Origin of the sequence: Segnochrobactrum spirostomi, assembly GCF_009600605.1 — a bacterium.
Classification (GTDB): domain Bacteria; phylum Pseudomonadota; class Alphaproteobacteria; order Rhizobiales; family Segnochrobactraceae; genus Segnochrobactrum; species Segnochrobactrum spirostomi.
In genome coordinates this window covers 3,181,686-3,206,322 of the sequence record NZ_VWNA01000001.1, presented here as the reverse complement: position 1 = coordinate 3,206,322, position 24,637 = coordinate 3,181,686, and the positions used below count along the sequence as shown (strand labels likewise).

Here is a 24,637-nt window from a genome sequence, read left to right as displayed (position 1 = left end):
CGAAGCGTCACGGCCTCGCGACGGCTGCACGGAGCATCAGCCCCGCTTTGTTTTTGCCGGCCACTCGCCTCGCCGCACCGTCCCTGCGCAGAGGCGAGGTGTCGCCGCCCTTTCGGATGACCGGATGAATCCGTTCGCCAATCTCGTCTTCGTGGACGGCCAGACATTGACGCTGGCGGCGATCGCCATCACGCTCGTGATGGCCGGTTCCCACCTCCTCGTCTCCCAACGCTATCCGCAGGAGCCCTCCCTAATCATATGGTCGGGCGCGAACTTCGCGATCGGCTTTGGGCTCAGCATCCAGGCGATGTGGCTCTGGCTACCGAACGCCGTGCCGAACGTCCTGGGCAACGGAATGATCGTGTTCGCTCTCGGCCTGATGGCCGAGGGGGTACGGCGCTTCACCGGCCGGCCGGCCGCCTGGAGGGGGCAAGCCATCCTCGCATTTGCCTGCTTCGCCATTTTGGCGATCGCGTGCGCGACGAGCGCCGATCCGGAGAAAATGGGGGTCGTCGTCTCGGCGGCCTTCGGTCTCGGCTGGGGTATCTACACCATCGTCATCCTGATGCGCCCGATCGTGGGCGTGACGTCGGTTGCCCGCCGCGCACTCCTCATCACGTTCGGCGCCGTGCTCGCGGGCCGGGCCGGGGTGCTCGCCACGACGTTCGGAGCGGGCGTGACATGGCACCTCTCTGACCAGAACAACACACCACTCGGCCTGATCGCCTCGGTGATCGCCCTCGTGATGTTCGTCGGCACCATGAGCTGGAACACCGTGGTGCTCGTGGTCGTGCTTGATCGGCTCGCCTCGTTCGATGACCTGACGAAATTGCTGAACCGCCGCGCCTTCCTGTCGGCGGCCACGCGTCAGCTCGAATCCGTCGTGTTCCGTAACGATCCGGGCTGCCTCCTGATGCTCGACATCGACCATTTCAAGCAGGTCAACGACCGCTTCGGCCATGCGGTGGGCGATCAGGTGCTGAAGACGTTCGCCGACGGCCTCAAAGTCTGCGTGCGACGCGACGATCTGGTCGGGCGGATCGGTGGGGAGGAATTCTGCATCTTTCTGCCCGGGTGCGACTTGGCCGCGGCCCGCCGCATCGCCGAGAGCATCCGCAACACCACGAAGCAGCGCCTCGCCGCGATCGGTGGCTTTCCGATCCAGGGAACCGTCTCGACCGGCATTGCGGAGCACTCCCCGGCGCTTCACACCATCGAGCTCCTGTGCGTGGCCGCCGACAGCGCCCTCTACGACGCGAAGGCGTCCGGACGCGATGTCGTGCGAATCTTCTCCGGCACCAGCGTCGACCCCGAGCGCGTGGCGCGCTTCACCGTGGTGCCGCTGCAAGCCGCATCCTGAAACACGACGTCTTCTGAATGATCCGCCGCCTGAACACCGCCGCGACAGGAGCCGCCCGACCCCGCGCCTGCCGCCCTTGACCGGGATCAATGCCGGTGCCGCGCCACCCCGCCTACGGTGCCGGCATCCGATCCGAGCGTTCGTGAGGGTGTCATGGCGAAAACGATGAAAGCGGCGGTGGTGCGGGCGTTCGGCCAGCCGCTGACGATCGAGGAAGTTCCGGTGCCGGTTCCGGGCGCGGGCCAGATCCAGGTGAAGATCGAGGCCTCCGGCGTCTGCCACACCGACCTCCATGCCGCCGAGGGCGACTGGCCGGTGAAGCCGAAGCCGCCCTTCATTCCGGGCCACGAGGGCGTCGGCTACGTCTCCGCCGTGGGTGCGGGCGTCAAGCACGTCAAGGAAGGCGACCGCGTCGGCGTGCCCTGGCTCTACAGCGCCTGCGGCCATTGCGAGCATTGCCTCGGCGGCTGGGAGACGCTCTGCGAAGAGCAGCAGAACACCGGCTATTCGGTGAACGGCGGCTTCGCCGAATATGTCGTCGCCGACCCGAATTATGTGGGCCACCTGCCGGCGAGCATCGGCTTCGTCGATATCGCGCCCGTGCTGTGCGCCGGCGTGACGGTCTACAAGGGCCTCAAGGTGACGGAGGCCAAACCCGGCGACTGGGTGGTGATCTCCGGCATCGGCGGCCTCGGCCACATGGCCGTGCAATATGCCAAGGCGATGGGCTTCAACGTCGCAGCGGTGGACGTCGCCGAGGACAAGCTCGCCCTCGCCCGTAAGCTCGGCGCGACGGTGACGGTGAACGCGATCGAGCGCGATCCGGCCGCCTTCCTCAAGAAGGAGATCGGAGGCGCCCATGGCGTCCTCGTCACGGCGGTCTCGCCGAAGGCGTTCGAGCAGGCGCTCGGCATGGTCCGCCGCGGCGGCACCATCTCGCTCAACGGCCTGCCGCCCGGTTCCTTCCCGCTGCCGATCTTCGACATGGTGCTGAACGGCATCACGGTGCGCGGCTCGATCGTCGGCACCCGCCTCGATCTCCAGGAATCCCTGCAATTCGCCGAGGAGGGCAAGGTCCGCGCCACGGTCAACCGCGCGAGCCTCGACGACATCAACGACATCTTCGCCCGCATGCACGCGGGCAAGATCGACGGCCGCGTGGTGATGGAAATCGGCGCCTGACGCCGCGCCGGACTCTCGCCGGCTTCACTCTCGAATCCGCGTCTCCTCCCAAGACGCGAAAGGGCCGCGCGGAACGATCCGTGCGGCCCTTTCTTCATCGGTGGACGTCCGCGCCTCGGCGACGCGATCACCGCCGCTTCAGAACAGCAAATAGATCAGGATGATGATCGGGATCGGAATGCCGATCAGCCAGAGGAAAATGCCGCGCATGGTTCGCTCTCCCGCCTGAGACAACACGTCTTCGGCGGGAAAACGAGCGAGGCGACGGGCGGTTCCGTCGCGTGCCGCGCCCCTCAGCGGACGATCGGGGCCGTCGCCTCCGCGAGCCAGGTCCGGGTCTCCTGATCGACGAGCGGCGCCACCTTGGCGAACACCTCGGCATGATAGGCGTCGAGCCAATCGCGTCCATCCCGCCCGAGCAGGTCGACATCGACGAGCCGCTTGTCGATCGGCGCGAAGGTCAGCACCTCGAAACCGAGCATCGGCCGGTCGCCGCCGTCCGGAATCGCGGGCGCGGTCACCAGGATCAGGTTCTCGATGCGGATGCCGTAATCGCCCGGCTTATAGAAGCCCGGCTCGTTCGACAGGATCATGCCCGGCTCGAGCGGCGTGGTGCCGAGCTTCGAGATGCGCTGCGGCCCCTCGTGAACCGAGAGATAGGAGCCGACGCCGTGGCCGGTGCCGTGGTCGAAATCGAGCCCGGCGCGCCATAGCGCGATGCGCGCGAGCGGGTCGAGCTGCGCCCCGCTGGTGCCCTCCGGGAACCGGGCGGTCGAGATCGCGATGTGGCCGAGGAGGACGCGGGTGAAACGGTCGCGCATCTCGTCGGTCGGCTCACCGACGATGATGGTCCGGGTGATGTCCGTCGTGCCGTCCTGATATTGCGCGCCCGAATCGACGAGCAGGATCTCGTCGCGGGCGACCGGCCGGTTCGAGGAACGGGTCACCCGATAATGGGGTAGCGCCGCGTTCGGGCCGGCGGCGGAGATGGTGTCGAACGAGATGTCCTTGAGCGCCCCGGTCTCGGCGCGGATCGCCTCGAGCCGCTCGGCGACGGTGATCTCGTCGAGCCCACCCTTCGGCGCCTCGATATCGAGCCAGGCCAGGAAGCGCGCCATCGCCGCCGCGTCGCGCAGATGGGCGGTGCGCGTCCCGGCGATCTCGACCGCGTTCTTCACGGCCTTCGGCAGGATCACCGGATCGCGCCCCTCGACGATCTTGCCGCCGGCATCCGCGATGCGGCGGGCGACGAGGTCCGAAACCCATTCGGGATCGAGCAGAACGGTGGTGCCGCGGGCCCCGAGCGCCTCAAGCGCGGGGCCGAACGCCCCCGGCTCGGCGACGTCGGCGACCGCCTCGAGGGCGTCGCGCACCGCGTTCGAGAGCTTGCGGCCGTCGACGAAGAGGGACGGCCTTTTGCCGCGGTGCAGCACGGCAAAGGCGAGCGGCACCGGATTGTGGGCGACGTCGGTGCCGCGAATATTGAAGGTCCAGGCGATCGAATCGGGCTGGGTCAGCACCGTGGCATCGGCCCCCGCGTCGCCGATCAGCGCATCGAGCCGGCTGAGTTTGGCGGCGACGTCCTCGCCGGCGAGCTCGATCGGCTGGAGCATGACAGTGCCGAGCGGCAGCGCCGGCCGGTCCTCCCACGCTTCGTCGAGCGGATTCGCGGCGACCGGAACGAAGGCCGCCCCTTTCGCCTCGCAAGCGGCGCGGAACCGCCGCACCGAGGCGATGGTGTGGAGCGCGGCATCGTAGCCGATGCGTAGCCCCGGCTTCAGCCGCTCGCCGAGCCAGCGCGACGGCGGCAGATCGGTGAGCGAGCACACCGAGAACGCGGCCGGATCGATCTGCGCCGCCGCCTGAACCGTGTAGCGGCCGTCGACGAACACGGCGGCCTGATCGGTGAGCACGACGGCGATGCCGGCCGAGCCGGTGAAGCCGGTCAGCCAGGCGAGGCGTTCGGCCGCGGGCGGCACATATTCGTTCTGCTGCTCGTCGGCGCGCGGCACGATGAAGCCGTCGAGACCGGCCACCGCCAGCCGCTCGCGCAGACGTGCGAGGCGCGGCGCGCCGGTCGAGGGATTGGCGACGTCTTCGAAGCTCTGGAACATGGGCGCATCCCGATCGATCATCCGGGGCGATCTATAGCCCGGCGCGCGGCGAACGGGAAATCGCCAAGGATCGCCAGCGCCCGCGAGCCGCAAGGTCCGCGAAGGCCTGTCGTGGAATCACCTTTATTGCGCCGCAACAATTACCAAACGGTGCATGCCGCCAATGCATGGCCGTTATGCGGGCGTCACCATTCCTTGCGATGCTGCGTTGCGAGATAAAGGTCTCGTTCAAAAGCGATGAAACAGCGACGCTGCCCAACGGGTCCGCCGAAGAGCGATCCGCGTGACCGGCGACTTGGATGAAGGATTAAGGAGAGCTCCGATGGCTCACATTGCGACCCCGGCTTTGTTCGGCTCTGCGACCACCGCCCGCCGCGGCTATTTCGCCCGCGTGGTCGACCGCATGATGGAAGGCCGCGACCGCGAAGCGCGTCGGTTCGCCTATGGCCACGCCCTGACGATGGACGATTCGCTGATCCCGGCCTACGGCTACGGCCGACGCCAGGCCGACACCCGAGCCGCGGCCCGTCTGCCGGTCGTCTGACCGCACATAAGCGGCTCGAAACGACGAAGCCCCGGGGCGGGATACCGCCAGCCGGGGCTTTTTGCGTTTCTGGGGCGCTTTGCGCTGATGAGCGTCCCTAGGCGGCGTGGACAAATTCCGACGCGGTATTGGAGCGGGAACATCGCATCTGGAGAAGATGGCAGTCCCGCTCCAACGCACGGATTATTTCAGGGGAAGATAGAGATCGGTAATCGCTTCGTGTTCGGGCACGTCTGGAAAAAAGCTAACGCGCCGGGCGTAGAGTGGAAATTCTCTGGGTTCTTCGCCGCTGGCTGGCAGCCATTGCCCGTAGAGAAATTCCGCTGCGGGCCGCAGATTATCGCTCTGGCCGATAATGCGCAGCACTGCGCACCGGCCTGCCGGAATTAGGCCCGCTTCCATGCCTTCGTCGGCGGGCGTTATGGCACGCTTGGTCGCGGCGGCGAGATCGATCCGGTAATCCTCGGCCGCAACGCTATCGGGATCGGTGTGGAAGATCGTATAGGTGGCGTTGGTTGCGGCACGCACGCCGCTCGCCTTGCGCCAAGCAATGAACTGACGGATTGTCTCACCCAGCCTTTCAGGATCACCGCGATGGCTCATGAAAGCCACGGGAATGTCGATTTCCTCCCGAACGGTGACATCGTCGATGGAAAAGTTTTGCGTCATGATCTGGCTCCTAACTTCAGCCAGCGGCTCCATTGCCGCTGCCCATGCCGACCAGTCCGGTTCCTCGCGAAAAGCCTTTGGCGCCTGCCCTATGCGCTGGCGGAAAGCCCGGGCAAAACTGTCCGGAGCTTCGTAACCGGCATCCAGAGCGATCTCGATGACCGAAACATCATTCCGATAGGCGAGGCACCACGAAGCCCGTTTCATCCTCACCAATTGCACGTAGCGATGCAGCGACAGTCCGAAGATGGCCCTGAATTGCCTATGAAAATGGCAGGCGGAAAAGGCCGCGACGGCGCTCAGCGCTTCCAGACCGAGATCGCCGTCGAGATTGCCGTCGATATGCGCGACAACACGCTGCATGCGCGTATGATATCGAGCAAGATCGGCAGTCAGCTTTGGCACGAGATATTCCTTGTTGGTGGCGAGCCCGTAAATAAGGCTCCCAGTGGGCAAGGCGCTCGACTGATCTTGCGATTTTGGAAGGGATTGCAAAAGCAAAACGAGTTTGACGCGGGCCCTGCGGGTTGATTCAAGGCTACTTTTGGGAGGCAGGCTTGAGCCGGGGCGTTCTCACCGAAGCGGAGTGGCGCATTCTGAAGGGCTTGCTGCCCATCGAGCCTGAAAACCGTGGGCGTGGCCGACGCCCTGAGCAGAACCGCTCCATCATCAACGGCATCCTCTGGCGGCTTCGCTGTGGTGCACCTTGGCGTGACGTTCCGCCCAAGTATGGCAGTTGGAACACCATCTATCGCCGGTTCCGACGATGGAGCGAAGCTGGGGCCTGGGAGACTGTAGCCGTGACGCTCGCCGAAGTCATGGCAGACACCGGCCACTACAGCATCGATAGCACCACCGTTCGCGCCCATGTATCGGCAGCGGGCGGAAAAGGGGGACTCATCGACGCGCTCTTGGCCGCTCGCGGGGCGGGTTCACCAGTAAACTTCACTGTCTCGCTGATGCCCTCGGAAGACCACTCGCCTTCCTTCTGACGGTCGGCGAAGCTGCCGACTGCAAAGCCTATGAGGCCCTGATCGACCTACCCAAGCGCGCACCCGACGCTTTGCTTGCCGATAAGGGCTACGATGCCGATGCAATCCGTGTCGACCTTGCAAAACGGAATATCGAGGCCGTCATTCCTGGCCGATCAAACCGCCGCGTGAAGATCGAGCATGATCGGGCGATCTACAAGCAGCGCAATCGCATCGAGCGCATGTTCGGCCACCTCAAAATCAACCGCGCCATTGCCACCAGATACGACCAGCTTGCCAACAGCTTCCTCGGCATGGTCCATCTCGCTACCGCCAGATACTGGCTCAAATTTGTCCACGCCGCCTAGGTCGGGGCCCCTTCGCTCGGGACCCCGCCGATGGCGACCGTCGCTCAGAGCGTCTGGTTGTACTCGCCGACTTCCGGGTTCTCGCGGAGCACGCCGTCGACGGCGTGGAACATCTCCTTGAGGCGCGCCTCGGAGACCGGGCTTTCCACCACGACCACCAGTTCTGGCTTGTTGGACGAGGCGCGCACGAGGCCCCAGGTGCCGTCGTCGGTGACGACGCGCACGCCGTTCACCGTGACGAGGTCGACGATCGGGTGGCCGGCGACCTGCTCGCCCGCTTCCTTCATCGCCTCGAAGCGCTTCACCACCTTGTCGAGGACGCCGTACTTCTCCTCGTCGGCGCAGTGCGGCGACATGGTCGGCGAACCCCACGTCTTCGGCAGGGCGTTCTTGAGATCGGCCATCGACTTGTCCGGGCTGCGGTCGAGCATGTCGAGGATGGCGATCGCCGAGATGAGGCCGTCGTCGTAGCCGCGGCCGATCGGCTTGTTGAAGAAATAATGGCCCGACTTCTCGAAGCCGGCGAGCGCGCCGATCTCGTTGACGCGGCGCTTCATGTAGGAATGGCCGGTCTTCCAGTAGTCCGCCTTCACGCCGTTGGCGATCAGCTCCGGATCGGTGGCGAACAGGCCGGTCGACTTGACGTCGACGACGAAGGTGGCGCCCGGGTGGACCTTGGAGAGGTCGCGGGCGAGCATGACGCCGACCTTGTCGGCGAAGATCTCGTCGCCCTCGTTGTCGATCACGCCGCAGCGGTCACCGTCGCCGTCGAAGCCGAAGCCGACATCGGCCTTCGATTCGAGCACCGCATCGCGGATCGCGTGCAGCATCTTGAGGTCTTCGGGGTTCGGATTGTAGCGCGGGAAGGTGTAATCGAGCTCGACGTCGAGCGGCACTACCTCGACGCCGAGGGCTTCGAGCACCCGGGGCGCGAAAGCGCCGGCGGTGCCGTTGCCGCAGGCGGCGACGACCTTGAGCGGCCGCTTGATCTTGGGGTGGTTTGTCAGGTCGGCGATGTAGCGCTCGGCGAGGTCCGCCTCGAACACGTAGGAGCCGCCGCCCGAGAGGTCGAACTTGGAGGCGAGGACGATCTCCTTGAGGCGGGTCATCTCGACCGGCCCGAAGGTGAGCGGACGGGCGGCGCCCATCTTCACGCCGGTCCAGCCGTTCTCGTTGTGCGAGGCGGTGACCATGGCGACCGCCGGCACGTCGAGGGCGAACTGCGCGAAATAGGCCATCGGCGTGACCGCCAGGCCGATATCGTGGACGCGCACGCCCGAGGCCATCAGGCCGGTGATGAGCGCCATCTTGATCGAGGCGGAATAGGAGCGGAAATCGTGGCCGGTCACGATCTCCGGCTTCACCCCGATTTCCTTGAGGTAGGTGCCGATGCCCATGCCGAGGGCCTGCACGCCCATCAGGTTGAGCTCTTTGCCGAACAGCCAGCGCGCGTCGTACTCGCGGAAGCCGGTCGGCTTCACCATCGGCTCGGATTCGTAAGCGTAGGTGTTGGGAACGAGGACCGGCTTCGGGATCGGATACATCGGTGTTGCGCCTTATCGTTGAACGTCGGGAAAGTCGGGTTTAGGGCGGCGATGCGACGAACTTATTTCATCGGCGGGAGATCCTGAAACGGCGGCGAAGGCGCTGCGGTTTCACGATCGCACCAGCGGGCGCCGCTCGGGGGCGCGGGCGGCCTACTTCGTACCGAACATCCGGTCGCCGGCGTCGCCCAGACCGGGCACGATATAGCCGTGAGAATCGAGCCGCTCGTCGACCGCGGCGGTGACGATCGGCACGTCCGGATGGCCGGCCCGCATCCGCTCGATGCCTTCCGGCGCCGCGAGCAGGCACACGAAACGCAGATCCGAGGCGCCGCGCTCCTTCAGACGATCGACCGCGGCGACGGACGAATTGCCGGTCGCCAGCATCGGATCGAGCACGATCACCCGCCGCTCGTGGAGATCGTCCGGCGCCTTGAAATAATATTCGACGGCGACGAGGGTCTTCGGGTCGCGGTAGAGGCCGATGTGGGCGACGCGAGCCGCCGGCACGAGATCGAGCATGCCCTCGAGGAGGCCGTTGCCGGCGCGCAGGATGGAGGCGAAGACGAGCTTCTTGCCGGCGAGCACCGGGGCTTCCATCGTGGTCAGCGGCGTCTCGATCGTCGCCGTCGTCAGCTCGAGGTCGCGCGTCGCCTCATAGCAGAGCAGCATCGAGATCTCGCGCAGGAGGCGGCGGAAATCGAGGGTCGACGTATTGCGATCGCGCATCAGGCTGAGCTTGTGCTGCACGAGGGGATGATCGATCACCGTCACCCCGTCCCAACCCGATCCCGCCATACGCAAGCCCCTTCCGCTGATGATGGCGGACCTTAGCGCTTCGCCCCGTGCGCCGAAAGGGCCGACCGGCGCGGCCCGTCCGAACAGGCGTGCGTCAGAACACCGTGCCGTCGCTCGCGATCAAGAGCGGCGGTCCGCCGCCCGGCCGAAGCGCCGCGGCAATGCGCCGGCCCGCCGCCCAGGTGCCGCCTTCGAGCACCGCCGCGAGCGGCAGCGACACCGCGTCGAGACCGAGCTTGGCGCGAACGCGGTCGGCGACCGTGTCGAGCAGCGCCACGGTCAAAGCGCGCCAGCCGACGACGAGGGGCGAATCGACGGTGTGGACGCGGGCGAGATCGGCCGGATCCTTGAGCGCGACGAGCCCGAGATCGAGCATCAGACCGCCGTTGCGATATTCGGCGAGCCCGGTGAGCCCGTCGAGGTCGACGACGTCGAGCCCCGCGAGCTCCAGCGGCTCGATCAGGGAATAGGACAGCCACTGGGAGAGCTTGTGCAACGGCACGAGGCCCGTGGTGGCGTCGCCCGTGACGAGCGCCGGATGGCGCCACGTGTCGCCGAGCGGCACATCGGCGAGTTCGATCCGCGACGGCCAGATGGGCCCCAGCGCGGCGAGCACCGTCTCCAGGATCGCCGCGGCCGGCAGCCGCCCGTCGTCGGCCTTGGCGACGAGCGCATCGACGATGCCACCGGGGCGGGCCCGATCGGCGAGAGCGAAGACGTCCGGCGCTTCGTCTACGACCGTTCCGAGATTGCGCATCAGTTCAACGCGGCCTGCGAGCCCGGCGAGCGGGTTATCGTCCGAGACTTGGAAGGCGCCCGCGAGTTCCTCCTCCGACAGATTTTCCAGGGCCTCGGCATCGACGCGGATCGGGTCGCCCGGGTCGGCCGAGAGGACGCCCGAGGCGATCATCGCGAAGCTCGCGACCGCGAGCCCCTCCGACCGGGCGAAGGTCTCGCCCGTCACCCCCTCCTCGAAGCGCCACGCCGCGCCGGCGCCGGCATCGAGGAGGACGCTGACGATGGCGAGATCGGCGGCCGCGCGGGCGGCCTCCCGGGCATCGGTCCAGCCGCGGACATCGGCGATCATGCCCCAGCGGTCGAAGCCGCCGGCCGTGAAATGACGCCAGCGCGAATGCGGCGGCACGGCGAGGTCGGGATAGGCGGCACGGGTCGTGTCGATCACATAATCGGCGACCGCGTCGAGGCGGCCGAGATCGACGGCGAGATCGTCGAGCCCGTTATCGAGGGCGAGCGCCAGCATGCGATGCGCGCGCTCGCGCACCGCACGCGGCGTGAGCAGGGACCGGGCGAGAAAGGCATCGTCGGACAGGGTCATCGGGTCTCGGTCGGAACTAGGCGGAGAGAGGAAAGGAGGGGCGTGCGGCGTTCACGCACGCGGGCTGACATTGCGTCCGACCCAGGCGGCGAACGCCTCTTCATCCAATTCGCTTGCGGCAACGGCGATCATCACACGCGTTGCCTCGGCCGGGGGCGCCGTGAGGCGCAGGCCATTGGCGAGCAGAAAGAGACCGAGGGCGGCGAACGCCGCCCGCTTGTTGCCGTCGAAGAAGGCGTGATTGCGGGCGAGCGCCACCGCATAGGCGGCCGCGAGGGTCGGAACGTCCTCGATGCCCCCGTAATGAAACAATTGAAGCGGCCGGGCGAGCGCGGATTCGAGCAGCCCCTCGTCCCGCAGCCCAGGCAGTCCGCCGTCGCGCGCGATCGTGGCGTCATGGACGTCGAGCAGCGCCCGGCGATCGAGCCAGGTCGGCTCGGCGCTCATTTTGCGAGATCTCGAAACGTCTCGGCATAGTCGGCGAGGAATTCCATCCCGAGCGCGCGCTGCTCCAGATAACGGGCGTGATCGAGCGTCGTGAGGAGAAGTCCGTCGTCGGTCGACACGGCCGCGAGACCGCCGCCTTCGCGCGCCATCCGCTCCAACAGTTCCGCCGGCACCTTCATCTCGACGGTGCCGTGCTCGCCCTCGATCTTGACCGGCATCATGACGGCGTCTCCCTGCGCATTCACGGAGGCATTATAGCTCAATATTGGTCGATCGGCCGGCCGACGACCTGGCTCGTGTCGGCGACGCCGTCCGGGGCATAATAGCCGGCGGCCTTCTTGGCCTCGATCTCGACCTGGGCGTCCGCGGGCACCAACTCGCTCGGGATCGGCACCCGCTCGCCGATCTCGATGCCGGAGCGCACGATCGCGTCGTGCTTCATGTTCGACATCGAGACGAAGCGGTCGATGCGGCGGATGCCGAGCCAGTGGAGCACGTCCGGCATCAATTGCTGGAAGCGGGCATCCTGAACGCCGGCGACGCATTCGGTGCGCTCGAAATAGGTCGAGGCCTGATCGCCGCCCTCCTGCCGCTTGCGCGCATTGTACACCAGGAACTTCGTCACCTCGCCCAAGGCCCGGCCTTCCTTGCGATTGTAGACGATGAGCCCGGCGCCGCCTGCCTGAGCGCTGCGCACGCATTCCTCGATGCCGTGAATGAGATAGGGCCGGCAGGTGCAGATATCGGAGCCGAACACGTCGGAGCCGTTGCACTCGTCGTGGACACGACAGGTGAGCTTGCGCGCCGGATCGGCGACCGCGGCGGGATCGCCGAAGATATAGAGGGTGATGCCGCCGATCGGCGGCAGGAAGATGTCGATGTCCGGCCGGGTGACGAGTTCCGGGTACATGCCGGCGGTCTGTTCGAACAGGGTCCGGCGCAGTTGCTCTTCCGAGACCGAGAAACGCTCGGCGATGCCCGGCAGATACCAGACCGGATCGACCGCCGCCTTGACGACGGCGATCTCGCCGCTCGGCTTCACCACCGTGCCGTCTGCCGGGAGCCGCCCGCTCTCGATCAGCGGCATGAGCTCGGGCAGCGTGAGGTGCGCCTTGGTGATCGCGATGGTCGGGCGGATATCGACGCCCTCGGCGATGAAATCGGCGAAGATATCGCCCGAAAGGTGCCCCCACGGATCGAGCGAGACGATGCGGCCCGGCTCCGACCATTGCGGAAAGGGGCCGATCCCGATCACGGGCGCGGTGTTGGTGAGGTCCGGACGCTGGATCGGGTTGAGCGCGCCGGACGATACCGCGAGCGCGCGATAGAGCGCATAGGAGCCGCCGTGGGTGCCGATGGCGTTGCGATCGCCCGGCCGGCTCACCGTCCCGATCACCGGGCCGCGCTCGCGCGGATCGGCCTCCCCCCAAGCGACGGTCATGCGCAGCGGCGCACCGGCACCCGGATGGGAGGTCAGACGGATGTGGCTCGGGCGGTTCTGGGCAGGGGCCATGATGGGGACGTTCACACTGGGACGAGGTCGATCAAGGGGCGAACACGCTGCGAAGAAGCTTTCGCGGCGAACGGGAGAAGATCAGACCGCTTTCGATGACGCGTACGACAAATCGCCCTCCAGATGGTCCGCCGACCGCAGCCTCTATGCCCCGACGATTTCGCCGCGCGGGCCTTGCGCCACATCAGCCACTGCCGCGGCGGTGACGGCGTACACATATAGATGTCGTCCGCCGTCATGCCGCGAAAGGGGCAGGTTACATGAATTCCGACATCAGGGAACTCCTGCCGTTCCCGGGCACGTCAGGTCCCGTCTCCGCCGCCCCGATGGTGCGGACGCCGCCCCGTCATGGCGCCGGCGGCCTCGCCATCGGGCTCGCGCTGTCGGGGGGCGGCGCGCGCGGGTTGGGTCACGCGGCGGCGATCGCCGCCCTCGACGATCTCGGCATCCGTCCGGCCGCGATCGCAGGCTCCTCGATCGGCGCGCTGATGGGCGTCGGCGCTGCGGCCGGCATCACCGGCCGGGAGCTCGCGGCGCTCGCCGCCGCGCATTTCCTCGACCGCCGCACCTTCCTCGGCAAGCTGTGGCAGTTGCGGCCGCCGCGCTTCATGGACCTGTTCGGTCCGAGCGGCTCGCTCCTCCAGCCCGAGCGGATCGTCGACCTGGTGCTGCCGGATCATCTGCCGGAGACCTTCGAGGGGCTCGGCATTCCCTTCACTGCCGTCGCCGCCGATTATTATGGCTGGCGCGAAGTCCGTCTGACGACGGGCGACCTGCGCTCGGCGATCGCCGGCTCGATCGCGATCCCGGGCCTGTTTCGGCCGGTGACGCGGGAGGACGTCGTCCTCGTCGACGGCTCGATCGTCAATCCAATGCCGTTCGACGTGCTGCCCGACGAGCTCGACCTCGTCATCGCCGTCGATGTGGTCAACGGGCCGACCCGGCGCGGCAAGCGGCTCATCCCGCCGCCGCGGCGGGCCTTGTTCGGCTCGATCCAGATCCTGATGCAGGCCGTGGTGCAGGAGAAGCTGCGCCGGCGTCAGCCCGACGTGGTGCTCCGGCCCGACATCAACCGCTTCGGCGTGCTCGATTTCCTGAAAGCCCGCGAGATTCTCGCCGCCGCCGAGCCGCTGCGCGAGAGCGCCAAGCGGACGATCGGAGACGCGATCGAGGCGCGGCTTGCGGCGCCGGCGCTCAGCCGCCGCGCCGATCGCGGAAAAAGTCTCTGAGGAGCGCGGCGGCGTCCCGCTCGGCGAGGCCCGAGACGACCTCCGGCACGTGGTGGCAGGTCGGCGAGGCATAGAGCCGGACACCATGCTCGACGGCGCCGCCCTTGGGGTCCCCGGCGCCGTAATAGAGCCGGCGGATGCGCGCGAACGAGATCGCCCCGGCGCACATCGGGCACGGCTCCAGCGTGACGTAGAGATCGCAGCCGACGAGGCGTTCCGAGCCGAGCACCGCGGCGGCGGCGCGGATCGCGAGGATCTCCGCGTGGGCGGTCGGATCGCGGTCGGCGAGGGTGCGGTTGCCGGCGGTCGCGATCACCGCGCCGTCGCGCACCACCACCGCTCCGACGGGAACCTCGCCCCGTTCGGCGGCGGCGCGGGCGGCTTCGAGCGCGCGATCCATGTAGCCGCCGGCTGTCGTCCGTGCCGTCTCGCTCACCCGCTCAAGACTTTCCAATTCCGCCGCGTTCCAACCTCTGCTATCACGCCGCCCATGATCCGAAAATCGACTGAAAACAACTCCGCCGGCCGCGGACGTGCCGCTCGCGGCCGGTCTGCCGCCCCCGAAACCGAAACGCCCGAGGTCGCCGACGCGTCCGCGGACGACAAGCCGGCGCGCAAGCGCGCGGCCAAGGCCGCCAAGGCGGACGACGCCGCAGCGACCGCCGTTGCCGCGACCGAGGCGAGCGAGCCGGCCGCGAAGGCGCCCCGCACCCGGGCCAAGAAGGCCGAGGCCGTCGCCGAGGCCGAGCCGACGCCGGTCGCCGAGGCGGACGCCGCGAAGCCCGCCAAGCGCAGCCGCGCCAAGAAGATAGAGGCCGAGCAGGTCGAGGCTGAGACGGCCGAGGCGGAGACCGCGCCGGTCGCCGTGACCGAGGACAAGCCCGCCCGCAAGCCGCGCGCCAAGCGCGCCGCCGCCCCGGCCGAGGCCGAGCCGGCCGCGCTCGACGAGACCGCGCCGCTCGGCGACGACGGCTATGCCGCGTTCGCCGCGCCGGAAGAGGCGCCGGCCCTCGACGAAAACGACGATGCCGACGAGGCGGAAATCCGCTTCGACGACGAGACCTTCGATGCGGCGAACTTCGCCGACGAGGCGCGCCACGAGACCGGCTTCCCGGAATGGGACGAGCCGAGCGAGGGCGACGGCCTCCTCGACGCCTATGACGGCAAGCTCGACGGCGACGATCTCGACGAGGACGCCCTCGAAGATCTCGAAGCCGACGAGGATGCCTTCGACGACGTCGACCTCGAGGAGATCGAGGACACCGATCTCGCCGATTTCGAGCTCGACGAACTCGACCTCGACGACGAGGACGACAGCCCTGCGCCGGCGCCGAAGCCCCAGCGCCGTCCGGTCTCCCGCGACGACGGTGAGAAGACCGAGCGCATCGCCAAGGTGCTCGCCCGCGTCGGACTCTGCTCGCGCCGCGAGGCGGAGGACTGGATCCTCGCCGGCCGCGTCGCCGTCAACGGCACGCGCCTGGACACGCCCGCCTTCAATGTGGGCCCGAACGACAAGGTCACCGTGGACGGCCGCCCCATCCCGGGCAAGGAGCCGACCCGGCTCTGGCTCTATCACAAGCCGCGTGGGCTGGTGACGACCAACGCCGATCCGGAAGGCCGGCCGACGGTGTTCGAAAAGCTGCCGCCGGAATTGCCGCGCGTCATGACCATCGGCCGCCTCGACATCAACACCGAGGGCCTTCTGCTGCTCACCAACGACGGCGGTCTCGCCCGGGTGCTGGAACTGCCGGCCACCGGCTGGCTGCGCCGCTACCGGGTTCGCGCCCACGGTGAGGTCACCCAGGCGGCGCTTGATGCGCTCGCCGACGGTGTCGCCATCGACGGCGTTCTCTACGGCCCGGTCGATGCGGTGCTCGACCGCCAGCAGGGCGAGAACGTCTGGATCACCGTGTCGATGCGCGAAGGCAAGAACCGTGAGGTGAAGAACATTCTCGCCTCGCTCGGCCTCGACGTGAACCGGCTGATCCGCGTCTCCTTCGGTCCGTTCCAGCTCGGCGAGCTGGAACCGGGCGAGGTGCGCGAGGTGAAGGGCAAGGTTCTGCGCGACCAGATCGGCGGCAAGCTTGCGGCCGATGCCGGCGCGGACTTCTCGCCGGTCAAGCCGGCCGCGCGCCAGCCGCGCGTGCTGCCGCGCGCGAGCGCCCGCACCGATGCCTACGAGCCCCGCCGCAGCGCTGAAGGCCGGGACGAGCGGCGTCCGAGCCGTCCGGAGCGTGACGGCGATCGCCCCCGCCGCGACGGTGACCGTCCGCAGCGCACGCCTCGCCCGCTCGGCGGCGGCGAAGGCGGCCGCTTCAGCCGCGGTGGCGACCGTGACGAGCGCGGCGGCCGCGGCTTCGAAAATCGCGGCGAGCGCAAGAGCTATGGCGAACGCAAGAGCTTCGGCGACCGCAACGATCGCGGCGACCGCAAGTTCGACCGGGGTGAAGGTCGCGGCGAGCGCAAGTTCGATCGCGGCGAAGGCAGGTTCAATCGCGGTGAGGGCAAGGGCGGCCACACGCCGCGCGTCCTCGGTGTGACGAACCCGGATGCCTTCGGCGGCGAAGGGACCGATCACGCGCCGATCCGTCCGAACCGCCCGCCCGGCGGCGAGCGGGACGAACGCGGCTTCGGCGACCGTGACAAGCGCGGTGCCGGGGCCCGCGGCGACGGTCGTCCGTTCGAGCGGCGGCCGCGCAGTGGCGACGACGCCGGTGAGCGCCAGCCGCGCTCCGGCGGGCGCCGCGAGGGGGGCTTCGGTGAAGGCGGCCGTGGCCGCGACCGGGGCGACCGCGAGTTCAAGCCACGGGAATTCAAGCCGTGGGGCGAGCGCAGCGAGGGCGGCGGCGATCGCCCGGCCCGGCCGCGTCCGGCCCGGGACGAGGGCGCGCGCGGCGAGCGCCGTTTCGGCGGCGGCGAGCGGTCCGAGCGCGGGCCGCGTCCCGACCGCGGACCGCGTCCCGATCGCGGGTTCGGCGGCGACCGCGGACCGCGCGAGGATCGCGGCGACCGGCCGAGCCGGGGACCGCGCAGCGAGCGTCCGTCCGACGGGCGGCCGGCGCGCTTCGAGCGGCCCGAAGGTGGCCGGTCCGAGGGCGGTCGTTTCGAGGGTGGACGCGGACGTCCGCGTGACGACGCGCGCGGCGAGCGTCCGCAGCGCGGCGAACGGCGCGAGGGCGGCTTCCGCCGCAACGACGACGGTGGCGGCCGTGGTCCGGGCTCCGGCCCGCGTCCCGGACGGAGCGACGGTCCCCGCAGCGCGGGTCCCAAGGGCGCCGGGCCGAGAGGGGCGGGTCCGAAGGGACCGCGTCCGACCGGATCGGGACCCAAGGGCGGCCGGCCGGGCGGACGCCCCGGCGGCGGCGCGCCGCGGCCCCCGCGGCCGCGCGGCTGACGCGCACCGCCCGCTCATCCCATGAGCTAGACCCCGCCGCTTCTTTTTGGAGCAGCGGGCTCACCAGACGGCGGGTGGCGTCGGATCACCGCTCGTGATCCGGCCGCCGTCCCCGACGAATGACCCATCCGACCGAGGACCGGCCGTGCGCATCGTGGCGGGACGTTTCAAGGGGGCGGCGCTCGCGACGCCAAGCGATCAGGCGATTCGGCCGACCTCGGACCGCCTGCGCGAGAGCCTGTTCAACATCCTGATCCACGGCTACGACGATCCCGTCGAGGGGGCGCGGGTGCTCGATCTGTTCGCCGGCACCGGCGCGCTCGGCCTCGAGGCGCTGTCACGCGGCGCGCGGCATTGCCTGTTCGTCGAGGACGCCGCGGAGGCGCGCGCGCTGATCCGGCGGAACGTCGAAAATCTGAAGCTCACCGGCGAGACCAAGATCTATCGCCGGGACGCGACGAGCCTCGGCCCCTCAGGCACCCACGGACCGTTCGACCTCGCGTTCCTCGACCCGCCTTATGGGCGCGGCCTCGGCGAAGCGGCGCTTGCGAGCCTCGCCGCCGGCGGCTGGCTGAAGCCCGGCGCCCTCGCCATCCTCGAAGAGACCGCGGAGGCCGAGATCACCACGCCGGCCGGCTTCGAGGCGCTCGACCGGCGCGCGCAGGGCATCTCGCAGGTCGTCATCTTCCGCTTCGGACCAGCGGAGGCTTGAGATGACGGCCTTCGCCGGCCCGTCACCTTCAGGCGGCGAAGCGTCCAACGAGCGCCCCTCGCCTCAGCGGCGCCCGACGGCAGCCTGATCCGGCACGACGTTGAGGCGTACCGCCGACGGTGTCTTGCCGCCCGCAGCGTCCTCGCGGCGCTGCTGCGCCCGGCGGCGGACCGACAGCGTCTCGAACAGGGTGCCCGAATAGGAGTGCGGGCCCCAATGGGACAGCCGGGCGCTCAGGTCACACCAGATCTCGCCGCCGCATTCGTCGACCCAACGCTGGCAGAAGGCATAATCCTCGCCGACGAAGGTATCCGTCTTCGGATCGACGAACGGATCGAACAGCCCGTAGAGATAGCCGCCAAAACCGCTCGTGTTGTAGCGGTATCCGGAGCCGCCGGCGTTGCCGATATCGTCCTTGTAGCGCAGGCTCTTGAAGCGCTCGACCATGGTGGCGACGACCTTACGCTGCAACAGCATCAGGCCGGCGCCGGTCTTCAGGACCTTGGCGAAGCCATTGTGCGTCACGGTCGGGCGCGCGGAGCCGCGCATCACAGCGTCGTCCTCGAACACGACGTTCCAGTCGAGCACCGCTTCGTGGAACGACTTCAGGTCGCGCGCATCGACGAGGCGCGCGTCCGCGTTCGGATAGGTCTTCTTCGGATAGGCGGCGCAGGTGAACGGGAAGCCGCTCTTCAGCATCCGGATCACCGTCATCGGATCGAAATCAATGTCGGAATCGAGGAAGAGGAGATGGGTCGCATTGGGCTGCGACATGAACTCGGCGATGGCGCCGTTGCGGACGCGGCTCACGATCGCGTCGCCGGAGAGATAAAGCACCCGCGACTGGATCTTGTGCTCCATCAGCGCGACGACGAGCCGGGTGATGGCGAGCGAGGTTGAAACGAAGACGCGGTGATCGTGGGCGGGGCACACGATGAGGACATTCGGTCGTTCGGTCATAAACGCAATCCGTACAAACCGACGCGTACGCGAGAAGAACGCGCCCGCGTCCTGATCCAGCCCTCGACATCTCCATACACGAGACGTCCGACCGTGGTTCGCGAGAGGGCAGGCTGGAGGCGCGAACCGAAGGTGCTTGAGCGTGGCAACACGAATACGGCGACCGGGAAGCGGCTTCCGGACCGCCTGCCGGCGCGAGGGACGAAACGGCCCCCGCTTCGGGGGAGGCGCGATGGTCCGCTTCGCTAGACGCCTTTTCGTTCAGTTCCTACTGATCCGCAACACATATTTTCTTGAACGTTTGAAGTGCGGGGAAATCTTCCAAAAGTTCAAATATTTCAAGAACTAATACTCATCGAGGGGACTGCGAACCGTCTTAAAGCCGTCATATGACGCGAGCCCCCCGTCTGCCTCGCCTGCGATACGGAAGGCATCGCGGAGCGCGGTGCGGGCACACCTTAGGCGATCCGCCACGATGTTGCGCCCCACGATATCCCACACGTCCGCGACGAGGGCGATCGCCTCAGCGGCGGCCGAACAGCCGCTCGATGTCGGCGAGGCTCAAGGCGATGAAGGTCGGCCGGCCGTGATTGCAGGTCCCGGAATTCGGCGTCGCCTCCATCTCGCGCAGAAGAGCGTCCATCTCCTCGGGACGCATGCGGCGGCCCGCCCGCACCGAGCCGTGGCAGGCCATGGTGGAGGCGATGCGGTTGAGCCGTTCTTCGAGGCCGGTGGCACGGTCCCATTCGGCGATCTCGTCGACGAGATCGCGGACGAGCGCCGCGGCGTCGGTCTGGCCGAGCACGGCCGGGGTTTCCCGGACGGCGACGGCGCCGGGGCCGAAAGCCTCGACGACGAGGCCGAGGCTTTCGAGGTCGTCGGCCCGGGCGACGAGCCGGTCGACGTCCTCGGCCGGCAGATCGACGATCTCCGGCACGAGCAGGATCTGGCGGGCGATGCCGCGTTCGGTGCGCTGGGCCTTGAGGCGCTCGTAGACGAGGCGCTCGTGCGCGGCGTGCTGGTCGACGAGAACGATGCCCTCGCGCGTCTGGGCGACGATATAGGTCCCATGAAGCTGGGCCCGGGCGGCGCCGAGCGGAAAGCTCTCGTGGGCCGGAGCGTCGGCGGCCAATCCGGCGCGGGCATCGGCGCTGGGGCGCGCGAGGTCGCCGAAGGCCGCCTGAACGCCGTCCCCGGCGGCGTAGGGCGCGCCCTCCTCCGCGAGGCCGGTCGCCGCCTCGGTCCCGGCCGGCTCGCCGTCGAGCGGGCGAAAGGCCGACGCGCGCCAGTCGGACGGTGCCGGACGCGGCCCGCCGAACCGGCCGAAGCCGCCCTGCCCTGCCGATCCCGCAGCTCCGCCGAAGCCTTGCGCCCGGAAGGCGGCGAGGGTCGCCGCGGCGCCGCTCGTGGTGGCGCGGTCGTTGGCGCGGGCGATCGCCTCGCGGATCGCCCCGATCAGGAGACCGCGGACGAGGCCCGGATCGCGGAAGCGCACGTCCGCCTTGGCGGGGTGGACGTTGACGTCGACCTCGCGCGGATCGAGCGTGATGAAGAGCACGGCGGCCGGATGGCGGTCGCGCGCCATCACGTCGGAATAAGCCGCCCGCAGCGCCCCCATCAGCACGCGGTCGCGCACCGGCCGGCCGTTGACGAACAGATATTGGTGGGTCGCGGCGGCGCGGGTATAGGCCGGCAGCCCGGCGAAGCCGGTCAGATGCACGCCCTCGCGCTCGGCGGCGATCGGGATCGCGTTCTCGACGAATTCGCGGCCGAGCACGTCGGCGATGCGCCGCGCCCGGCCCTCGTCGCCCGCGCGGGCCGGCCATTCGGACGGCGTGCGGTCGCTGCCGGTCAGCACGAAGGCGACGTCGGGCACCGCGAGGGCGAGGCGGCGCACCACCTCCGTCACCGCGTTCGCCTCGGCGCGATCCGTCTTGAGGAATTTGAGCCGCGCCGGCGTCGAGAAGAACAGATCGCGGACCTCGACGCGGGTGCCGCCGTTGAGGGGCACCGGGCGCGGCTCGCGCTTCTCGCCGCCTTCGACGATGAGTTCGAGGCCGTGGTCGGAGTCCGCCCGCCGCGTCGCGATCGCGAGCCGCGCGACCGCGCCGATCGAGGGCAGCGCCTCGCCACGGAAGCCGAGCGTGGCGATCGAATCGAGCCCGTCCGCATCGAGCTTCGAGGTGCAGTGCCGCTCCACCGCGAGGACGAGGTCGTCCTCGTCCATGCCCGATCCGTCGTCGACGACGCGGATCAGCGTCTTGCCGCCGGCCGCGGTGACGATCTCGATGCGCCGCGCGCCGGCATCGAGGGCGTTCTCGACGAGTTCTTTGACGACGCTCGCCGGGCGCTCGATCACCTCGCCCGCGGCGATGCGGTTGATGAGCCCGTCCTCGAGCTGGCGGACCGCCATGATCCGTCCTCCGCCGCGGACGCCGGCCGAGCCCTCGGCTCAGCCGTCGCTCGACAGCATGTTGTTGAGCCGCCAGGGCGAAATGTCGGAGATGCGCTCGATGTCGTCGATGCGCCACTGCCCGTTCACCTTGACGAAGGAATAGACGATCTGGCTCGGCTGGCCCTCGACGGTGAAGGACACCGTGGCGAGCGCCGTGTTGCCGACGATCTGCGGCTCGCTGAGCACCAGATTGTCGAGATTGTCGTCGGTGCCGTCGAGCACGGGATCGAAGCCGAGCCGGCCGATGATGCCGCTCTTGGTGGCGTCGCTGTTGCGGTCGAGCGAATCGAGCAGCTTGAGGACGCGCGGCGAGAAATATTGCGCCCGCTGGCTCGGCTCGAACGCCGAGACGCCCGGCCCTTCGAGATAATTGTCGTAGAGGATCGCGAGCAGCTCGGCCGGATCGTTGGTGTCGACCTCGGTCACCGAGGCCTTGCCGTCGGCCGGCTTCTTGTCCCCGGGCTTCGGATCTCCGGGCTTCGCACCGCCCGGCGCCGTTTTGCCGTCGGGAGGCGTCTTGCCGTCGGGAGGCGTCTTGCCGTCGGCGGGAGCCGTCTTGCCGTCCGGCACCGTGTTGCCGGGCACGGCCTTGCCGTCGGGCACCGTGTTGTCGGGGACCGCATTGTTCGCCGGCGGCGCGGGCGCGGCCGGCGTCGCCGGGCCGGCATCGGCGGCGAACGCCCGCGGCACGGCGGCCCCGAGCGAGGAATGGGCAGCAAGGAATTGAGGACCCACGAGCCCCAGGGCCGCGACCGCGGCCGCTGCAAGCCATCCCCCGCCGAGGCGGAACATCTTCATCAGGAAAAACTCCGTCACGATCCCCCGACCGATCATCGTCCTTCGACGAGAGCGAGCCAAGCGTCCTCGTCGATCACTTCGATACCGAGCTCCGCCGCCTTCTTCAGCTTGGAGCCCGCGCCCGGACCCGCCACCACGAGATCCGTCTTCGCCGACACCGATCCGGCGACCTTGGCGCCGAGCGATTCGGCGCGTGCCTTCGCCTCGTCCCGCGTCATCTTCTCGAGCGAGCCGGTGAACACCACCGTCTTGCCGGCAACCGGCGATTCGATGGCGACGCGCGGCTCCGCCCGCTCGACCTCGATCTCGGCGATGAGAAGCCGGAGCGCGTCGCGATTGTGCGCCTCGGCGAAGAAATCCGTCACCGCCTCCGCAACCACCTCGCCGATGCCGTCGATGGCGTTGAGCTCGTGCCACGCCGGCGCGGTGCGGTCCGCCGCCTCGGTCACCGCCGCCGCGAACGCCTCCCACGTGCCGAAGGCCTGGGCGAGCAGCCGCGCCGTCGTCTCCCCTACATGGCGGATGCCGAGGGCGAAGATGAGGCGGGCGAGCGCGATGCGGCGGCGCGCCTCGATGGCGGCGAAGAGATTGCGGGCAGAGGTCGCGCCCCAGCCCTCGCGATCCTTCAGCTTCTTGAGGGAGCGCGCGTCGCGCGCCTCGAGGGTGAAGATGTCCGCCGGGCTCGCGATCAGGCCGTCGTTGAAGAAGGCGACGATCTGCTTCTCGCCGAGACCCTCGATGTCGAGGGCGTGGCGGGAGACGAAATGGCGCAGCCGCTCCACCGCCTGGGCCGGGCAGATCAGGCCGCCGGTGCACCGGCGTACCACATCCTCGCGCCCGGTGCGCGGATTGACCTCGCGCACCGCGTGGCTGCCGCAGGCGGGGCATACGGTCGGGAAGACGAACGGCTCGGCGCCTTCGGGGCGCTTGTCGAGCACCACCGAGACGACCTGCGGGATGACGTCGCCGGCGCGCTGGACGATCACCGTGTCGCCCTCGCGGACGTCCTTGCGGCGGATCTCGTCCTCGTTGTGGAGCGTCGCGTTGGAGACGACGACGCCGCCGACGGTGACGGGCTTCAGCTTGGCGACGGGGGTGAGCGCCCCGGTGCGGCCGACCTGGATCTCGATGCGCTCGAGCACCGTCGTCGCCTGCTCGGCCGGGAACTTGTGGGCGATCGCCCAGCGCGGCGAGCGGGAGACGAAGCCGAGGCGCTGCTGGAGGTCGAGCCGGTCGACCTTGTAGACGACGCCGTCGATGTCGTAGCCGAGATTGGCGCGGTCGGCCTCGATGGCCCGGTAGGCGGCGATCAGGGCCTCGGCACTGTCGCAGCGCGTCATGCGCGGATTGACCGGCAGGCCCCAGCGGCCGAAGCGGGCGACCATGTCGTATTGGGTCGCCTCCGGCACCCCGCTCATCTCGCCCCAGGCATAGGCGAAGAAACGAAGCGGCCGGCGCGCGGTGACGGCCGGATCGAGCTGGCGCAGCGAGCCCGCCGCCGCGTTGCGCGGATTGGCGAACACCCGGCCGCCCTCCTCCGCCTCGCGGGCATTGAGCGCGGCGAAATCGGCATGGGCCATGTAGCACTCGCCGCGCACCTCGACGATGTCGGGGGCGTCCGCCGGCAGGGTGTCGGGAATGTCGGCGATGGTGCGCGCGTTGGCGGTGACGTTCTCGCCCGTGGTGCCGTCGCCCCGGGTCGCGGCGAGCACGAGGCGGCGGTTCTCGTAGCGCAGCGACAAGGAGAGGCCGTCGATCTTCGGCTCGGCGGTGACGACGAGCGGCTCGTCGGCGCCGAGGCGGAGGAACCGGCGCACCCGGCCGACGAAATCCGCGACGTCCTCCTCGGTGAAGGCATTGTCGAGCGAGAGCATCGGCACCGCGTGCCGGACCTCGCCGAACGTCTCGGAGGGCGCGACGCCGACCGTCTGGGTCGGGCTGTCGGGGCTGATGAGTTCGGGAAAGCGCGCCTCGATCTCGGCGAGCCGGCGCCGCAGCGCGTCGTAGGCCGCGTCCGAGATGACCGGCGCGTCCTCGCGATAATAGGCCTCGTCGTTGGCGCGGATCTCGCGGGCGAGCGCGGCATGTTCGGCACGCGCGTCCGCCTCGGTCAGCGCCTCGACCGCCGTCGCCCCCACCGCCGCCTCGCCCGCCACGGCATCCCCAGAGGCTTCCGCGGTCGCGGTGCCTCGGGCGGCTGGGTCGTTTCGGTCGGGCGTCGATCGGGTCATGCGCGAATCCGG

The 24,637-nt window shown here is 68.9% G+C and carries 19 protein-coding genes and 1 pseudogene; 7 read left to right on the top strand and 13 right to left on the bottom strand.

Annotated elements, in window-relative coordinates:
• The first annotated feature begins 124 nt into the window (after positions 1 to 124).
• Both F0357_RS14510 and adhP read left to right on the top strand, forming a co-directional pair.
• Entirely contained in the window at positions 125 to 1,360 is a 1,236-nt protein-coding gene (locus tag F0357_RS14510) for a GGDEF domain-containing protein (protein ID WP_153483219.1), read from the top strand.
• Between the two features lie 153 nt (positions 1,361 to 1,513).
• Positions 1,514 to 2,542: an alcohol dehydrogenase AdhP gene (gene adhP, locus F0357_RS14505; RefSeq protein ID WP_153483210.1), complete on the top strand. Its 1,029-nt coding sequence runs from the start codon at positions 1,514 to 1,516 to the stop codon at positions 2,540 to 2,542.
• 293 nt (positions 2,543 to 2,835) lie between these two features.
• Here adhP and F0357_RS14500 read toward each other — a convergent pair whose 3' ends face one another.
• Positions 2,836 to 4,656, bottom strand: coding sequence for an aminopeptidase P family protein (locus F0357_RS14500; RefSeq protein ID WP_153483207.1), 1,821 nt, complete (start codon positions 4,654 to 4,656; stop codon positions 2,836 to 2,838).
• A 322-nt stretch (positions 4,657 to 4,978) separates the two neighbouring features.
• On the opposite strand from F0357_RS14500, the gene F0357_RS14495 reads away from it, so the two are divergent.
• Entirely contained in the window at positions 4,979 to 5,200 is a 222-nt protein-coding gene (locus F0357_RS14495) for a hypothetical protein (RefSeq protein ID WP_153483203.1), read from the top strand.
• A 183-nt stretch (positions 5,201 to 5,383) separates the two neighbouring features.
• Here the strand turns inward: F0357_RS14495 and F0357_RS14490 are convergent, their stop codons facing one another.
• Entirely contained in the window at positions 5,384 to 6,265 is an 882-nt protein-coding gene (locus F0357_RS14490) for an AraC family transcriptional regulator (RefSeq protein ID WP_376767835.1), read from the bottom strand.
• A 161-nt stretch (positions 6,266 to 6,426) separates the two neighbouring features.
• Between F0357_RS14490 and F0357_RS25510 the strand changes: the two are divergent.
• A pseudogene (locus F0357_RS25510) lies at positions 6,427 to 7,208 on the top strand (IS5 family transposase).
• 44 nt (positions 7,209 to 7,252) lie between these two features.
• Here the strand turns inward: F0357_RS25510 and F0357_RS14480 are convergent.
• From F0357_RS14480 to F0357_RS14455, 6 genes are all read right to left on the bottom strand, one after another.
• The gene (locus tag F0357_RS14480; RefSeq protein WP_153483199.1) at positions 7,253 to 8,752 is read right to left on the bottom strand and encodes a phosphomannomutase/phosphoglucomutase; all 1,500 of its coding nucleotides are present in this window, start codon (positions 8,750 to 8,752) and stop codon (positions 7,253 to 7,255) included.
• Positions 8,753 to 8,905: 153 nt separating this feature from the next.
• Complete coding sequence (gene upp, locus F0357_RS14475) at positions 8,906 to 9,550, bottom strand: uracil phosphoribosyltransferase (RefSeq protein ID WP_153483195.1); 645 nt, start codon at positions 9,548 to 9,550, stop codon at positions 8,906 to 8,908.
• Between the two features lie 94 nt (positions 9,551 to 9,644).
• Positions 9,645 to 10,886 carry a DUF1688 family protein gene (locus tag F0357_RS14470; RefSeq protein ID WP_208948348.1) on the bottom strand — a complete coding sequence of 414 codons (1,242 nt, stop codon included), beginning with the start codon at positions 10,884 to 10,886 and terminating at the stop codon, positions 9,645 to 9,647.
• Positions 10,887 to 10,937: 51 nt separating this feature from the next.
• Positions 10,938 to 11,333: a type II toxin-antitoxin system death-on-curing family toxin gene (locus F0357_RS14465; RefSeq protein WP_153483190.1), complete on the bottom strand. Its 396-nt coding sequence runs from the start codon at positions 11,331 to 11,333 to the stop codon at positions 10,938 to 10,940.
• Positions 11,330 to 11,554 carry a hypothetical protein gene (locus F0357_RS14460; RefSeq protein WP_153483187.1) on the bottom strand — a complete coding sequence of 75 codons (225 nt, stop codon included), beginning with the start codon at positions 11,552 to 11,554 and terminating at the stop codon, positions 11,330 to 11,332. The genes F0357_RS14465 and F0357_RS14460 overlap by 4 nt, the downstream gene beginning before the upstream one ends.
• A 38-nt stretch (positions 11,555 to 11,592) precedes the next feature.
• Positions 11,593 to 12,846 (bottom strand): GTP cyclohydrolase II, encoded by a 1,254-nt coding sequence (locus F0357_RS14455; RefSeq protein ID WP_153483184.1) that lies wholly within the window; start codon positions 12,844 to 12,846, stop codon positions 11,593 to 11,595.
• Between the two features lie 260 nt (positions 12,847 to 13,106).
• On the opposite strand from F0357_RS14455, the gene F0357_RS14450 reads away from it, so the two are divergent.
• On the top strand, positions 13,107 to 14,075 hold the full coding sequence (locus tag F0357_RS14450; protein WP_246161462.1) for a patatin-like phospholipase family protein: 969 nt from the start codon (positions 13,107 to 13,109) through the stop codon (positions 14,073 to 14,075).
• Here F0357_RS14450 and F0357_RS14445 read toward each other — a convergent pair.
• On the bottom strand, positions 14,041 to 14,475 hold the full coding sequence (locus tag F0357_RS14445; RefSeq protein ID WP_153486999.1) for a nucleoside deaminase: 435 nt from the start codon (positions 14,473 to 14,475) through the stop codon (positions 14,041 to 14,043). The two genes, F0357_RS14450 and F0357_RS14445, sit on opposite strands and share 35 nt — an antisense overlap.
• 90 nt (positions 14,476 to 14,565) lie before the next feature.
• Here F0357_RS14445 and F0357_RS14440 point away from each other — a divergent pair, with 90 nt between their 5' ends.
• Positions 14,566 to 17,469, top strand: a complete 2,904-nt coding sequence (locus F0357_RS14440; protein WP_208948347.1) for a pseudouridine synthase — start codon at positions 14,566 to 14,568, stop codon at positions 17,467 to 17,469.
• Between the two features lie 145 nt (positions 17,470 to 17,614).
• Positions 17,615 to 18,181: a 16S rRNA (guanine(966)-N(2))-methyltransferase RsmD gene (gene rsmD, locus F0357_RS14435; RefSeq protein WP_312861601.1), complete on the top strand. Its 567-nt coding sequence runs from the start codon at positions 17,615 to 17,617 to the stop codon at positions 18,179 to 18,181.
• A 63-nt stretch (positions 18,182 to 18,244) separates the two neighbouring features.
• Here rsmD and F0357_RS14430 read toward each other — a convergent pair whose 3' ends face one another.
• The 4 genes from F0357_RS14430 to ligA all read right to left on the bottom strand — a co-directional run bounded on the left by F0357_RS14430 (position 18,245) and on the right by ligA (position 24,625).
• A complete protein-coding gene (locus F0357_RS14430; protein WP_153483170.1) occupies positions 18,245 to 19,141 on the bottom strand; it encodes a hypothetical protein in 897 nt (298 codons plus the stop codon).
• 523 nt (positions 19,142 to 19,664) lie between these two features.
• Positions 19,665 to 21,554 carry a DNA mismatch repair endonuclease MutL gene (gene mutL / locus F0357_RS14425; RefSeq protein WP_153483167.1) on the bottom strand — a complete coding sequence of 630 codons (1,890 nt, stop codon included), beginning with the start codon at positions 21,552 to 21,554 and terminating at the stop codon, positions 19,665 to 19,667.
• 39 nt (positions 21,555 to 21,593) lie between these two features.
• Complete coding sequence (locus tag F0357_RS14420; protein ID WP_153483165.1) at positions 21,594 to 22,394, bottom strand: YqhG/Tai3 family protein; 801 nt, start codon at positions 22,392 to 22,394, stop codon at positions 21,594 to 21,596.
• Between the two features lie 32 nt (positions 22,395 to 22,426).
• The gene (ligA, locus tag F0357_RS14415) at positions 22,427 to 24,625 is read right to left on the bottom strand and encodes an NAD-dependent DNA ligase LigA (RefSeq protein WP_153483163.1); all 2,199 of its coding nucleotides are present in this window, start codon (positions 24,623 to 24,625) and stop codon (positions 22,427 to 22,429) included.
• Positions 24,626 to 24,637 lie beyond the last annotated feature (12 nt).